Source organism: Noviherbaspirillum agri, from assembly GCF_054780595.1.
In genome coordinates, this window is sequence record NZ_BAAGWA010000021.1 from 44,781 (window position 1) to 59,481 (window position 14,701).

Genomic DNA, 14,701 nt, shown 5'->3' on the forward strand with positions numbered 1-14,701 from the left:
TTGCGGGGATTGGCGACTAAGGGAGATAGCAAATCGCGCTGTCGCTGATTCGACAAGGAAAGGTCCACACCGACATGCATCAATCCACTCCCATATCGTTCTTTCCCGGCAGCCCTAGTGATGGGCCTGCCGGGGCTTCGCAGCCTATCGACGACCTGCAGTCCTCCGCTGCCGATCCGAATCCGGCAAAAAGCGGCAACCTGCTGTCCGAGCACAAGGGCAAGCTGGCCGTCGGTGCCGCCGCGATGCTCGGCATTGCGATTTTCTACAAGTGGCGCGAGCACCGCCTGGCCAAGGAAGACCCGGACCAATATGCACAGCTGAAACGGATAAAATCGGCAGTCCGGGAAAACGGGACGAAGCCCGGGCCGGACGATTGAACAAGAAAGGGCAGCGCACTGTGGACAAGCAAGCAACACAACTGAAAATCGATTTTGTTTCCGACATCTCCTGTCCCTGGTGCGTGATTGGCCTGAAGGCGCTTGAGCAGGCACTGGAACGCGTGCGTGACGACATCGTTGCCGACATCCATTTCCAGCCTTTCGAGCTGAACCCGCAGATGGGGCCGCAGGGACAGGGCATCACCGAGCATCTGATCGAGAAATACGGCATCACGCCGGAGCAGGTCGAGCAGAACCGTGAGGCGATCCGTGCACGCGGCGCCGCGCTCGGGTTCAACTTCAACATGGACAAGCGCAGCCGCATTTACAACACCTTCGACGCGCACCGCCTGCTGCATTGGGCGCATGAAGAGGGGCGGCAGCTGGCATTGAAGCATGCGCTCTTCAGTGCCTATTTCACCGATGGTGAAGATCCGTCGTCAACGGATGTGCTGGTGCGCGTTGCCGGTGAAGCAGGACTTGACCCGGTTCGCGCGAAGGAAATCCTGTCGTCGGGTGCCTATACGGAAGAAACGCGCCAGCAGCAGCGCTTCTACCTCGACCAGGGCATCCATTCGGTGCCGGCCGTGATTATCAATGACCGCTACCTCGTGCAAGGCGGGCAGCCTGTCGAGGTATTCGAGCAGGCGCTGCGGCAGATTGCGGTAGGCGTAGCTGAGTAGACAGCAGCGTCGCCGGCGTGGCCGCCCGCTGGGGGCGGCTGTCACGCAACTATTTTCCCCGGATATTTACGCCAGATATTCACGCCTTCAGCCGATAGCCGGTCCGGAAAATCCACCAGATCCCGGCCAGGCACAGCAGCATGAACACCAGCGTCATGCCGAGACTGATGCCGACACCGACATCCGACACGCCATAAAAGCTCCAGCGGAAACCGCTTACCAGATAGACCACCGGATTGAACAGCGTCACCTTCTGCCAGAACGGTGGCAGCATGCTGATCGAATAAAAGCTGCCGCCGAGGAAGGTGAGCGGCGTGATGATCATCACCGGCACGACCTGCAGTTTTTCCCAGCCGTCGGCCCAGATGCCGATGATGAAGCCGAACAGGCTGAAGGTGATTGATGTGAGCAGCAGGAAGCCGAGCATCCAGAACGGATGCACGATGGAGTAATCGACGAACAGCCGCGCGGTGACAAGAATGATCAGTCCGAGAATCACCGACTTGCTCGCCGCCGCACCGACATAACCGATCACGATCTCCAAGGCGGACACCGGCGCCGACAGCACCTCGTAGATCGTGCCCGCCCATTTCGGCATGTAGATGCCAAACGAGGCATTGGAGATGCTTTCGGTCAGCACCGACAGCATCACCAGCCCCGGTACGATGAAGGCGCCATAACTGATGCCGTCGATCTGCGCCATGCGCGAGCCGATGGCCGAGCCGAACACGATGAAATACAGCGAGGTGGAGATGACCGGCGATGCAATACTTTGCAGCAGCGTGCGCCAGGTGCGCGACATCTCGAATATGTAAATAGCCCTGATTGCGTGGAAATTCATGCATTGCCTCCGATTTGTTTGCCGCCGTCGCGCCTGACCAGGCTCACGAAAATTTCTTCGAGAGAGCTTTCCCGCGTCTGCAGGTCCTTGAAGTGGATGCCATGCTCATCCAGTCGCTTGAGCAGTTCGGGAATGCCGAGGCGCTCGCCCTGCGCATCGAAGGTATAGACCAGCTGCGTGCCGTCGGCCGACAGCTCCATATGGTATCCGGCAAGGTCGGCCGGCACGGCGTCGAGCGGCTGCTGCAGGTGCAGCGTCAGCTGCTTCTTGCCCAGCTTCTGCATCAACGCCGCCTTGTCCTCGACGAGCAGGATTTCCCCCTTGTTGATGACGCCGATGCGGTCGGCCATCTCTTCCGCTTCCTCGATGTAATGCGTGGTCAGGATGATGGTCACGCCGCTCTCGCGCAAGCGCCGCACCATCTCCCACATGTCGCGTCGTAATTCCACATCGACGCCTGCAGTCGGCTCATCCAGGAACAGGATCTTCGGCTCATGGCTGAGTGCCTTGGCGATCATCACGCGCCGCTTCATGCCGCCGGACAGCGCGAGAATCTTTGAATCGCGCTTCTCCCACAGCGACAGGTCCTTCAGCACCTTCTCCAGGTGGGCCTTGTTCGGCGCCTTGCCGAACAGCCCGCGGCTGAAGGACACCGTGTCCCACACGCTCTCGAAGGCATCGGTCGCCAGCTCCTGCGGAACGAGGCCGATCTTCGCGCGCGCCGCGCGATAGTCGCGCGCAATATCGTGGCCGTCTGCAGTGACAGTGCCCGAGCTCGCATTGACGATGCCGCAGATGATGCTGATCAGCGTGGTCTTGCCCGCGCCGTTGGGGCCGAGCAGCGCGAAGATTTCTCCACGGCGGATATCGAGATTGACGCTTTTCAGTGCCTGGAAGCCGGAGGCGTAGGTTTTGGTGACGGCATTGACGGAAATGACGGATGCATTGACAGGTGAATTGACGGGCGGCACGCGTGCTCCTTGTGTTTTTATGTGCGTGGAACGAAAGCGGATGTTCGGAAACAGGTAGGGGCTGGTTGATGCAGCATGTTGTTCTCCTTTTCGCAGATCGACAGGCACCATGTTAAGACATCGACATGATTCTCGTCTGGACAACGGACAGCATGCGCCCGGTTGCTGGCCGGTTCAGCGGGTTGCAATGAAGGGCAAACGACGGCGCAATCGACGGCACAGTAATGGCATGCTTTAATCACGGAAATATTTGCGTTGCGCTTCATGATCTCGCTTCATGCGCTCTCTGGAATCAACGCTTGCCATTCAAGCAACTCTCCGCCGACTGCCATGTTCGACTGGTTACGCAGACTACTCTCCGATGCACCCGCGCTCACCGCAAAACCGGCGTCCACACGCGCGGCCGAAGGCGTGACACAAGCGCCAACGACATCGCCAACGACAACACAATCGAAGTCGCGCCACTTCGCCAGCGACAGCGTGACCGACCTGCAGCGTTACCAGGTCGATTTCATGTTCGCCAGCTGGCTGTTCGAGGCCGAGAACCATCCGGACATTTTTACCAACCCGACCGAGGATGCGATCCTCGCCGCGCTCGACGAGGTCGTGCAGTCGAAGGAAGCCGGTGCACACCTCGTGCGGCGCATGCCGGGCGTGATTCCGCAGTTGCTGCAAAGCCTGCGCCATCCCGACTTCTCCGGTGCCGAAATTGCGCGAAAGATCGAGCATGACCACGTGCTGGTCGCTGAAGTGCTGCGCCTCGCTAACAGCATCGCCTACAGCCCAGGCAAACCGATCACCAGCATCGACCATGCCGTCCTCGTGCTGGGGCAGAACGGCTTGCGACAGCTGATCACCAGCGTCGCATTCAAGCCGATCATCAACCTCAATTCCGGCAGCTTTACGCGCAAGCTTGCGCCGCGCCTGTGGTCGCAATCGGAGCGCTGTGCACTCGTCAGCCGGATGCTCGCCCGCGACGAAACCGTGGACCAGCTCGACGCCTTCCTCGCCGGCCTGATCCAGAACATCGGGCTGACGGTGTCGCTGCGCGTGATCGACAAGATGTCCGAAGGCCGGCATCCGGTCGGTTCCGCCACGTTCTGTAATGCGCTCGCCAGCAATGGCCGCGCGCTGGCCGTCAATATCGCCAGCGAGTGGCACTTTCCCGATGGCGTGACCGAGGCGATCCGCGAGCAGGAGACGACTGCCAAGGCGCCCGGTCTGTCCTCAGTCGGCAGGATTTTGCTGATGGGAGATTACCTGAGCAAGATCGACATCCTGGCGCGCAACGGCCGGCTGGATATCGAAGATCCGCAGGTGCTGGATGGCTTGTCGGAGAAGGAGCGCGCCTGCTTGCGCGAGCTTTCAGCGGTGGAGGAACGCGACTGGGTCACACTGGCGGCTCCCGCTGCACGCGCCGGTGCGGCACGTGCAAGCTGAGGCCGAAGTAATCTCAAAATTACGTCAGCGCTGCGACGGCGACACCCGGATCGACTCGCGCTCGTTGCGCGCTTTTCTTACCATCGATTCCGCTTCTGCCGTCTCCTGCGCCAGTGCGCGCTGGCGTTCCCAGTAAGCTTCGTTCAGCCGCGATTTGCCGGTCACCAGTCCGCTGCGCTCGCCAGGCAGCGGCTCGACACCTTCTTCCTGACGCTTTTTCGCGTCTTCTAGCATCATCTCCGCCCTGATCACATCGGCATCTGCATCGCCCAGGGTTCTGACCTTGCCCGGTGCGGGGATGGACGGCACCTTGCTCACCGACGTGCGCTCTGCGCGGGGAGGAACGACCGGCGGCTTGCCGGTTTCCGGCGTCCATACGTTCGTCTCCGGATCGGGCACGATCGTCTCGTCGATCTTCGCACCCGGAATCGGCTTGTCGGAATAGACGATTCGCCCGTCGGAGGTCACTTGACGGTAGACCTTGGTCGCGGGATCGCCAAGCGGCTCCGGTTTCGGGAGTTGCTGGGAAAGCGCAAAGGTGGGGAAAACGGCGGCAACGAGCACGAGCGCCCGGCGGTTGAAGCATGTCATGGCATACCTCCTTCTTTGGGTACATTACCAGAGGGCCGGCTCTGGAAGGTGACATACAGCAAAGTCAAGCCTCGGAGCAGCTCGTCCGACGCTGCAAGTTACCGCTGCTGTGGCGGGGGATCACCGCGTCCTTGGCCGGCATCAGCCAAATTTCGATTCTCTGGGGCAAGTTCACGCCGCAATTTTAAGACGATTTCATCTTGTGCAACAGTGTGACGAAAACGCTGCCGACTTTGGATTTCACCCGTGCTCGGCGAAACGGTTCGGCGGGATCACAAGCGTTCTCGTCGTGGCTGGGAGAACCGCCTCATGCCTTGCGCAGGTAGCAGGCCTTTAGCATGAAGTTGCCCGCATCCATCTTGCAGTCGACTTCATGGTCGCCGCCGACCAGCCGGATGCTCTTGACCTTGGTGCCCATCTTGAGCGTGATGGAGGAGCCTTTCACTTTCAGGTCCTTGATCAGCACTACCGAATCGCCGTCGCTTAACACATTGCCGTTGGCATCCTTTACCACGGCGTCGGCTGCCTCCTCGGGCTTGGCCGCCTGTGCCACCGGCCATTCATGGCCGCAGTCGGCACAGACATAGTTGGCGCCATCCGGATAGGTGTTCTCCATGGCGCATTGCGGGCAGGGTGGAATCTGGGACACGATTTCTCTTTGCATGAAAGTTGTAAAAAACGGTCCGCAGTATAACCGACCACCAGGCGCAATCCCGGCCATTGGCAGCGTCGGTGGATGCGCTCCGCGCCCTCCGGCATGGCCACGTGCCGGTTTTATGCGCTGCTTTGCATGTCAGTTTTTCAACATGACCTCACGCCTCGGGTCTTCACGGAATGCGTGCCACAGGCAGCGCTCACGCAGTACACTGTTCGCCGTTTTACGTGGTGCCCCTGATAACGCGCTCTGCACCGACAACGTCAATTTCTTCCGGTACTGATCCCTATGCTCAAGAAGTTCTTGCACCGTTTTATCGGGCCTCAGGCACAGACTGCCGAGCCGGACGAGCTCCCGCTCAGTCCGCTGACCGTGCTTGCCGTCGAACCGCAGCGCCTGGTCGAGATGATCGACGTCGACAACCTGTACTTTCCCTGGCTGCTTGGCATGGGCGAAGCCGTTGTGCAGGAGGTGAGCGAAGTCGAAAGCCGCATCCTGCGCGCGCTGAAGCGCGAGGCCGATGCCGCCAACCCCGCTGCATCGGAGCTGGTGCCGCGGATTCCGTCCGTGATTCCGTTGCTGTTGCGCAGCCTGCGCGACCGCAATGTATCGAACAGCCAGCTCGCAGCGCTGGTCGAGCAGGATGCCGTTCTGGTGGCGGCCGTTCTCAAGCAGGTCAACAGCTCCTATTTCCGCCGCTCATCGCAGGTGAAGACGATTGAAGATGCGATTGCCGTCATCGGCCAGAACGGCTTGCGCATTCTTGTCGCCAGCGTCGCATTCAAGCCGCTGTTCCATGCCGGCCTCGGGCAGTTCACGACGCTTGGCGCGCCGCGTATATGGGAGCTGGCCGAACCTTTTGGCGTCGCTTGCCGCCATTTTTCCAAGCATCGGCCTGTCGACGGATTCGAGGTATATCTTGCAGGCCTGTTGCAGAACGTCGGCGTCATCGTCGCCCTGCGCGTAATGGATCAGGCGGGTGGCGCGGCGCCCGGCGAGCTGCGCTCCCTGGCGTTCTACACCTCATTCATCCATTACACACGACGCCTGGCACGCCTGGTCGGACGGCAATGGGAGTTCCCGGAGCAGGCCATCGCTGCCATCGACAGGGAGGCGACACCAACCGACTCCGCGCTGGCGGACGTACTCCACCTGGCGGACAGAACCACCAAGATCCGCCGGCTCGTTGTTCATCGCGCCCTGAGCGAGGAGTACGCTGACGCATGCCTGGAGAGCGAGGCTGCGGTCGCCTGTTATCGTGACATCGTGGGAGCGGAAGCGGCGCAGGAAACTGCCCAATAGCAGCAGGCTTGAGAACCGCAAACGATACCCCTGTTCCGGTTCATGACAGTCTAGTATTGGTCGCACGGAAAGATCACCTTGCGCTAGCGCAGGCAACGCGTTCTCGACCGCAGCGCAGGAGTGTCGTGGCAGGCAAAATGTTTGGCATCGCATCCGGTTTCCCGAACAGCGCATTCGCCAGCAGCCCGTCCACGACAAGATGAATCCCTTCCTCCTCGATGATTTCACTCGCGTCCCGCGCATCGCCTATTTTTCGATGGAAATTGCGCTGGAGTCTGCCATTCCGACCTACAGTGGCGGCCTCGGTGTGCTGGCGGGCGACTCGATGCGATCTGCGGCCGACCTGGCATTGCCGCTAGTCGGTGTCACGCTCGCGAGCCGTGCCGGCTATTTCCGGCAAGTGATTGACGAGGAGGGGCGCCAGCATGAACACGATGACTGCTGGAAGCCCGCGGAGCACGCGGCCCTGCTTCCGGCAAAGATCGCCATCCAGATCGCCGGGCGCGATGTGTGGGTGGCGAGCTGGCTCTATGTCATCGGCTCCCAGACCGGGGGCAGCGTCCCGGTGCTCCTGCTGGATACGGATCTGGCCGAGAACGCGGAGGAGGATCGCCGCATTACCGACAAGCTGTATGGTGGCGACAGCGAATACCGCTTGCGTCAGGAGATTGTGCTTGGCATCGGCGGCGTGCGTGTGCTGCATGCACTCGGATTCCGCATCCAGCGTTACCACCTGAACGAGGGGCATGCAGCATTGCTTTGCCTGGCGCTGTTGCGGCGCACGCGATGGAGTGAACGGCCCGGGCGGCAGATGCAGGCGCCGCTGTACAACATTGAGGAGGTGCGCTCCCTGTGCGCGTTCACCACGCACACACCGGTCGATGCAGGCCACGACAAGTTTTCCTACGACCTGGTTGCACGCCTGCTCGGGCCCTGGGCCGATCTTGCGCTGTTGCGGGAAATCGCCGGCGAACAGCACCTGAACATGACGCTTCTGGCGCTCAACCTGTCCGAATACGTAAACGGCGTCGCCCGCAGCCACGCAGAGCAGTCGCAGCTGATGTTTCCCGGTTACCGGGTGCATGCGATCAGCAACGGTGCGCACCTGGCGACCTGGACCTGCCCAAGCCTTCGCGACCTGTACAACCGCCATTTCCCGCGCTGGTGTCATGAGCCTGAAGTGCTGGCCGGGATCGACGCCGTGGATGACGCAGAGCTATGGCAGGCGCACGTTGACGCGCGGCGAGCACTGCGCGACTTTGTGCAGCACTCCTGCAAGGTCTCCCTGCACGAGGACGTGTTCACCTTGTGCTTTGCACGGAGGATGACCGGCTACAAGCGTCCCGAACTACTGTTTGGCGACCTCGACCGCCTGCGACAGATTGCCCGTACCTATCCGTTGCAGATACTCATTGCCGGCAAGGCGCATCCGCGCGACGGGGACGGCAAGCACCTGATCGAGATGCTGCATCGGCACATCGCCGCACTGCGCGCAGACGTACAGGTCGCCTATATTCCGGACTACTCGATAGATATTGCACGGTTGATGGTGGCCGGCGCCGACGTCTGGCTCAACACGCCCTTGCCCCCGCTCGAAGCCTCCGGCACCAGCGGGATGAAAGCCGCATTCAACGGCGTACCCAGCCTGTCGGTGATGGACGGCTGGTGGAACGAGGGCTGCATCGAAGGCGTGACCGGATGGGCGATCGGGGCCGGGCAGAACGACACGCAGTCACACGGGACGATCCTTTACGAAAAACTGGAAGGCAAGGTTCTCCCGCTGTATTACAGCAGTCGAGCGGGCTGGCTGAGGGTCATGAAGGGTGCGATCGGCCGCAACGCCTTGCTGTTCAACTCGCACCGCATGATGCGGCGTTACGCGACGGAAGCGTATTTGCGCCGCGGGTAGCGAAGCGCGCCCTGTCTTCTTGCCTCGCAATGGTGGATGCGACTGCGGAAGGAGGTCGGGGCGCATGCCCCAAGTGAACTTTTCAATTTCCGGAAACTCCACTTGGAAGGCGGAAGCACACGTTGTTGGCTTTGGCCATCCGGTCATGCCCGTCGTTAATTTAAACCACATCATCAACGGAAAATGATGAGGCCAAGAAGGGCGTACCGCCGATTGCCGGAACTCCGCGCCGCAGCGCTTGATTGCCGCGGCCGCTTCTTCACACGGTGGATGCCGTCAACAAAAAAGGAACAAGGGACATTAAGCCGTGAGCCAGCCATGGATTAGTGGCAATAGATTTACGCTTCTCGAAAACGGCGAGGCGTTTTATCCGCGCGTCTTCGAGATGATTGCCGCCGCACGTTTTGAAGTGCTGATCGAAACCTTCATCCTCTATGAAGACAAGGTCGGCAAGTCGCTGCATGCGGCATTGCTGGCGGCTGCTAAGCGCGGCGTGCAGATCGACGTCACCGTCGATGCCTTCGGTTCGCCGGAGCTGTCGGAAGAATTCGTCGGCTCGCTCACATCGGCCGGGGTGCGTCTGCATGTGTTCGACCCGGCGTCACGGCTGTTCAAGCGCATCAATTATTTCCGCCGCATGCATCGCAAGCTGGTGGTCGTGGACGGTGTGCTCGGCTTCGTCGGCGGCATCAACTATTCCGCCGACCATCTCGCCGACTATGGCCCGGAAGCCAAGCAGGACTATGCGGTCGAGGTGCAAGGGCCGATCGTCGCGCATATCCATCACTTCATGCGCAGTGCCCTTGCCGAAGCAAAGGCCAGGTCGCAGCGACGCTGGTTCCGATTCCGTTCCGAAAAACCGGTGATCGGAACGCTGCCCCCGGCGGGCGATGCCGATGCACAGTTTGTCTGGCGCGACAACGGCGAACACCGCAATGACATCGAACGCCAATACCGGCTCGGCATCCGCCTCGCGCAAAAGCGGGTGATGATCGCCAATGCTTATTTTTTCCCGGGATTTACCTTCTTGCGCGAGCTGCGCAAAGCGGCACAGCGCGGCGTCGAGGTGTCGCTGATCCTGCAAGGCAACCCCGACATGCCGATTGTGCAGACCGCCGCGGCGATGCTGTACCACCACTTGCTGCGTGGCGGCGTGCGCATCTATGAATATTGCGAGCGTCCGTTGCACGGAAAGATCGCGGTCGTCGACGATGAGTGGGCAACGGTGGGGTCCAGCAACCTCGACCCGCTCAGCCTGTCGCTGAATCTTGAAGCGAATGTGATGATTCGCGACCGCGAGTTCAACCGTGTGCTGAGCGAGCGCATTGAACACCTGATGTGCAGCTGCCGTCGCATTGAGGCAAAGGATCTTGCGGAGTCGCCAACGTGGCGCCAGCTGCGCGGGTTTTTCCTGTTCCATTTCCTGCGCAAGTATCCGTCGTGGGCGGGCCGCCTGCCGGCACATGCGCCTCGCCTCGCGCCATGGCCCTACAGCGGAAAGCCGCGCGGCGCAACGGACCGGATCGAGGAAACGGCGAGCCCATGACGCGCGACTCCACCATGGACAGCAGGCGGGCACCCGGGGCAGCGCGGCGCGGCATTACCTCCCGTCCTTGGTGGCCGACGTTCAAGCGCATCTTGACAGTGGTGTTCTTTGCGCTGGTGGCATACCTGCTGTACACGCAGGCACGCACGGTGGAATGGGGCGAGGTGCTGGAAACGCTGAAACGCCGCCCCCTGCAAGGCTTGCTCCTGGCATCGCTGCTGGCCGCCGGCAGCTACGCCTTGTACAGCTGCTTCGATTTGTTCGGGCGTTACACCACCGGGCACCGGCTTGGTGCCTTGCGGGTCATGCTGATCACTTTCATCAGTTACGCGTTCAACCTCAATATGGGCGCGCTGGTCGGCGGGGTGGCATTTCGCTATCGTCTGTATTCACGCTTTGGTCTGGAAGCGGGGGTGACGACGCGGGTGGTGGCGATGAGCATGCTGACCAACTGGCTCGGCTACCTGTTCCTGGCCGGGCTGGCGTTTGCCATCTCGCCGGTGTCGCCCCCGCCGGACTGGAAACTGGGCACCTTTGGCCTGCGGGTCCTTGGCGTCGCACTGTTTGCCACGGCTGTCACCTATCTGCTGCTGTGCGCATTCTCCCGGCGACGTACATGGTCGGTCAGGGGACATGATGTGACTCTGCCTTCGTTGCGCCTGGCGCTTTTGCAACTCGGCATGTCCACGGCCAACTGGTTGCTGATTGCCGCGACGGTATATACCTTGCTGGAACAAAAGATTGCTTTTCCCGCCGTGCTCGGCGTGCTGCTGGTGGCTGCCGTGGCTGGCGTAATTACCCATGTGCCGGCTGGCCTTGGCGTGCTCGAGGTGGTGTTTGTCGTGTTGTTGTCGCACCAGTTGCCAAGGAGCGAGCTGCTTGCCGGGCTGCTGGCATACCGCGCGATCTATTACCTCACGCCGCTGGCGATTGCGGCCGTCCTGTATCTCGTTGTCGAGGCGCATGCGAAAAAGGTGGCGCGCGCCGCCTGATGCGTGCCGAACGACGCTTGCCGGATATGACTGTTCAGCCCAGCCCGGACGGCTTCAGTTCGCCGTGGCGCGCTGCGTCGTGCGGCATGATGCCGGTTTCGATGAAGCTCTTCATGCGCAGCAAGTCATCGTCCAGCTCGCGCTTCGGGTCTGCGCCGAGCAACACGGCAACACCATGGCCCAGTATGCCTGCCGGCGGATTGTAGGAAAGCCGTACCGTCGCGCGCGTGCCGCTTTCCGTCGGGTCGAAGCGGACGACGCCGGCATGCTCGACCACAGAGCCCGGCTCGGTCTTCCATGCAATCACGAAGGGACGTTTGCACTCTGTCAGGCAGGCATTCCACTCGATACGCGCGCCCATCGGTCCCTGCACCACCCAGTGCGAGCGCAGGTCGCCGAGGTCGCGCACTTCCAGCACATGCGACATGAACAGCGGGAAGTTGTCGTACGTCGCCCATGCGTCGAATACCGCTTCCGGTGGCGCCATGATCTCGATCGCTTTTCGCAGTTCGATCGCGTGGTGGCCGGCACCGATCCCCGTCAGGCGTCGTACCGGCTGGTTCGTCATCCCGCGCAACAGGGCGCCGAGCCCGGCGACTGCCAGCACCGTGCCGGCAGGATTGCGCCGTGCCAATCCAAACGCGCCAAGCAGCCCGCCTCCGAGTACCGCCGTGGCACGTAACGCCGGCGCCCAGTTTTCGCGCATGAAGCCGGAGCGCATTTCCACCCGACCGCTTCCTCCCTGCAAGCCCGGCAGAGAGGGTGCGTGCTTGTGCGCCTGCAACTTGTCGCGGATGTCCTTCACACCTGGGACGGTGCGAACCATGCGAAGCAGGGGATGCCTTTCCCGTTCCAGTATCGGACCGCCCAGCTCCGCGTTGCCGTTGCGTACCACCGCCGAAATCGCATGGGGATGCGAGACGACGCGCCCGAGTTTGGCGCGGATGCGCGCCGCCACGACGTCATCCGCCGCTTCTTGGCTGCCCCGACGCAAAAGGCTGCTTGCACGCGCCTGCATCCCAGCCATCCGGTTGAGGAAATCCCGCGCCACCACATCCATTGAATGCGTTGCTTGCGCTTGTGCATGACGCAGCCTGTCCTGCGCACGCGCCCTTCGCCGCCGGCCGCGTTCGGGGTCGGAATAATACATGCCGAGTGCACCGACCGCGGCAGCACCCAGCAGACTGGACCATTTCGGAGACGAGAAGGATTGTTGTTTCATGGTGGCTCCCGGTTGCGCCGGCTACGGGAAAGAACTGGCGTGCAAAGGGCCGGCATGACGATGTCACGTTCATGCTATGAAATGGGTTTCGCGTCATGCGGCCAAACGATTCATCGTTTGATGGGCGTCAAGGGCGACGGCGTTGTCCGCTGAGGCGCTGTTCCCTGGCTGCATGCCGCACTTCCGGTGGATTTTCGCGCTTCTGACGAGTAGCAGAAACTGTAAAACGTTCGCAACTTGTTGTGGCGCCCGCACTCTGATCTCCATCACGCACACGCCGCGGGCAGCGGATCATCCAAGCCATGAATGCCTGCTTACCGCAGACAATCCCGAAGCAATTGAAAGGAGCACGACATGGATATCGACGCCGAAATGCGCAGGCGGGGAGAGTTCCCCGTCGATCAGCCGCTGGAGGCACTGAAGACCGACCATGGTTTCGTCCGACAATTATTCGAGCAACATTTCCAGTCTCAGGAGGCAAATAACAAGAAAGAGTTGGGTGCACATCTCCTGGCACTGCTGGAGACGCACACTGCGTTGGAGGAACGCGCGTTTTATCCCCGCGTACGCGAGGTTGATCCTTCGCTTATGGATCATTGCGAGCAGGAGCATGGCGAGGCCCGGCAAATGATTGACAACCTCAAGTTGATGGACGAAGGCGACCCTCATATCGACGCGCTGTACCGCCGGCTCTCCGACTCGGTGCTCAAGCATGTCGAATTCGAAGAGCAGCAATTGTTCCCGAAGGTCGAGCAGGCCGGTCTGGACATGACCGCGCTCGGCCAGGAAATGCAGGCTGTCGAAATACAGATGATTGCCGCGCGCAACCAGCGCCCGGTAGCCCCGGGCGTCCCGGGAGTGCGCCTGTAACTGGAGAAAGCAAATGCAGATCGTTTCACAAGTCATGACACGCGACGTCCGGTTCGTGTCGCCACAGGAAAACCTGCAACGCGCCGCGCAGCTGATGGACGAACTGAATGTCGGCGCGCTGCCTGTATGCGACGGCGACCGCCTGGTCGGCATGGTGACCGACCGCGACATCACCGTGCGCGCCACCGCCGCCGGCATGGCACCTGCGGACGCCCATGTCGAGCAGGTGATGAGCACCGATGTCCGCTGGTGCTTTGAAGACCAGCCGCTGAAAGAGGTGCTGCGGCAAATGGCCGACACCCAGATCCGCCGCGTGCCGGTGATCTCTCACGATGAGGCCCACAGGCTGATCGGCATCGTTGCGCTTGGCGATGTGGCCACCAAGACGACCAGCACCGGACAGAAGCTCGAAGTGGAGCAAGTTGTCGAGAAAATTTCCTCCCCGTCGGAGCCGGACCGCTCGCAACCCGTACGCCATTCCCGGGTCTCGAATGCAGGAGTGTCGGCGAGAACCGGTTCGGATACCGGCACGGCCTCCGGATTCGCAGGGTCGGACACCATCGATGTCGCCGGTTACGAAGAGAGCGATGCCGCCGGCGCCGGGGACCCCGGTGTATCGGGCGAACGCGGCATCGGTGACGCACGCAACACCGCGACCGCCGGCCGCCGAAGTGCAGGAGCCAGTGCAAAGGATACGGCGGGCACAATGGAAGACAGTGGCGAGAGCGGCCCACCGGGCGGGACGGACGCCACAGGCATCGGTGCTAAACCATAGGTGTCGCCCGACGTATGAGCAGCAGCTGATCCGGTCATGGGCGCAACATGGCGACGATGATCCAATCCGTGCACTCGTCAACCTTCTCGGCGATGCCATCTCTGACAACGGACGCCACACAGCCGGCCGACCAGCCGACGCGTACGTTAGCGAGAGCGAAATGCATTCTTGATAACTTTCCTTTATTGCACCCAAGCACCGGTTCGTGACAAAGGAGACAGTGTTGTTTTATGGAGGCGCAAAAAAGGTGTTGCACACTCCCGAACCGTTTGCTATAGTTCGGCTCCCGTCGCGCAACACACAGCGCAAATCGCAGAAGCGATAGCAGATGTGGGGTGCGAGATGAAAGGTTTTTAGTCATCAACAAAACGCTTGATGGCGCCATGCGAAGTTCGCTTGGCAGACAGGTTCTTTAACAAATAACAGCCGATAAGTGTGGGCGCTTGGTGGAGTGTTGCGGCGCTGAGCAATCAGCGTGTAACTTAAAACATGAAGTGCTCACAGAGAAATATAGGTAAGTTCGC

At 61.1% G+C, this 14,701-nt stretch carries 14 protein-coding genes; 9 read left to right on the plus strand and 5 right to left on the minus strand.

The window, feature by feature from the left end:
- Positions 1 to 74 precede the first annotated feature (74 nt).
- On the plus strand, positions 75 to 380 hold the full coding sequence (locus tag ACYVIA_RS21350) for a hypothetical protein (RefSeq protein ID WP_460844205.1): 306 nt from the start codon (positions 75 to 77) through the stop codon (positions 378 to 380).
- 20 nt (positions 381 to 400) lie between these two features.
- A complete protein-coding gene (locus tag ACYVIA_RS21355; RefSeq protein WP_460844206.1) occupies positions 401 to 1,063 on the plus strand; it encodes a DsbA family oxidoreductase in 663 nt (220 codons plus the stop codon).
- A gap of 79 nt (positions 1,064 to 1,142) precedes the next feature.
- On the opposite strand, the gene ACYVIA_RS21360 is transcribed toward ACYVIA_RS21355, so the two are convergent.
- Positions 1,143 to 1,904 carry an ABC transporter permease gene (locus ACYVIA_RS21360; protein ID WP_460844207.1) on the minus strand — a complete coding sequence of 254 codons (762 nt, stop codon included), beginning with the start codon at positions 1,902 to 1,904 and terminating at the stop codon, positions 1,143 to 1,145.
- A complete protein-coding gene (locus tag ACYVIA_RS21365) occupies positions 1,901 to 2,875 on the minus strand; it encodes an ABC transporter ATP-binding protein (protein WP_460844208.1) in 975 nt (324 codons plus the stop codon). Before ACYVIA_RS21365 ends, ACYVIA_RS21360 begins: the two co-directional genes overlap by 4 nt.
- 330 nt (positions 2,876 to 3,205) lie before the next feature.
- Here ACYVIA_RS21365 and ACYVIA_RS21370 point away from each other — a divergent pair, with 330 nt between their 5' ends.
- A complete protein-coding gene (locus ACYVIA_RS21370; RefSeq protein WP_460844209.1) occupies positions 3,206 to 4,315 on the plus strand; it encodes an HDOD domain-containing protein in 1,110 nt (369 codons plus the stop codon).
- Between the two features lie 24 nt (positions 4,316 to 4,339).
- On the opposite strand, the gene ACYVIA_RS21375 is transcribed toward ACYVIA_RS21370, so the two are convergent.
- Both ACYVIA_RS21375 and ACYVIA_RS21380 read right to left on the minus strand, forming a co-directional pair.
- A complete protein-coding gene (locus ACYVIA_RS21375) occupies positions 4,340 to 4,906 on the minus strand; it encodes a DUF4124 domain-containing protein (RefSeq protein WP_460844210.1) in 567 nt (188 codons plus the stop codon).
- 307 nt (positions 4,907 to 5,213) lie between these two features.
- A complete protein-coding gene (locus ACYVIA_RS21380) occupies positions 5,214 to 5,555 on the minus strand; it encodes a zinc ribbon domain-containing protein YjdM (protein WP_460844211.1) in 342 nt (113 codons plus the stop codon).
- Between the two features lie 294 nt (positions 5,556 to 5,849).
- Between ACYVIA_RS21380 and ACYVIA_RS21385 the strand changes: the two genes are divergently transcribed.
- From ACYVIA_RS21385 to ACYVIA_RS21400, 4 genes are all read left to right on the plus strand, one after another.
- Positions 5,850 to 6,863 carry an HDOD domain-containing protein gene (locus ACYVIA_RS21385; protein ID WP_460844212.1) on the plus strand — a complete coding sequence of 338 codons (1,014 nt, stop codon included), beginning with the start codon at positions 5,850 to 5,852 and terminating at the stop codon, positions 6,861 to 6,863.
- 199 nt (positions 6,864 to 7,062) lie between these two features.
- A complete protein-coding gene (gene glgP / locus ACYVIA_RS21390) occupies positions 7,063 to 8,772 on the plus strand; it encodes an alpha-glucan family phosphorylase (RefSeq protein WP_460844214.1) in 1,710 nt (569 codons plus the stop codon).
- A 307-nt stretch (positions 8,773 to 9,079) separates the two neighbouring features.
- Positions 9,080 to 10,318: a cardiolipin synthase ClsB gene (gene clsB / locus ACYVIA_RS21395; RefSeq protein ID WP_460844216.1), complete on the plus strand. Its 1,239-nt coding sequence runs from the start codon at positions 9,080 to 9,082 to the stop codon at positions 10,316 to 10,318.
- Positions 10,315 to 11,310, plus strand: coding sequence for a lysylphosphatidylglycerol synthase domain-containing protein (locus ACYVIA_RS21400; protein ID WP_460844218.1), 996 nt, complete (start codon positions 10,315 to 10,317; stop codon positions 11,308 to 11,310). The genes clsB and ACYVIA_RS21400 overlap by 4 nt, the downstream gene beginning before the upstream one ends.
- 34 nt (positions 11,311 to 11,344) lie before the next feature.
- Here ACYVIA_RS21400 and ACYVIA_RS21405 read toward each other — a convergent pair whose 3' ends face one another.
- Positions 11,345 to 12,532 (minus strand): SRPBCC family protein, encoded by a 1,188-nt coding sequence (locus ACYVIA_RS21405; RefSeq protein WP_460844220.1) that lies wholly within the window; start codon positions 12,530 to 12,532, stop codon positions 11,345 to 11,347.
- 354 nt (positions 12,533 to 12,886) lie between these two features.
- Here ACYVIA_RS21405 and ACYVIA_RS21410 point away from each other — a divergent pair, with 354 nt between their 5' ends.
- Both ACYVIA_RS21410 and ACYVIA_RS21415 read left to right on the plus strand, forming a co-directional pair.
- Entirely contained in the window at positions 12,887 to 13,402 is a 516-nt protein-coding gene (locus ACYVIA_RS21410; protein ID WP_460844221.1) for a hemerythrin domain-containing protein, read from the plus strand.
- Between the two features lie 13 nt (positions 13,403 to 13,415).
- Entirely contained in the window at positions 13,416 to 14,177 is a 762-nt protein-coding gene (locus ACYVIA_RS21415) for a CBS domain-containing protein (RefSeq protein WP_460844223.1), read from the plus strand.
- Positions 14,178 to 14,701: the final 524 nt, after the last annotated feature.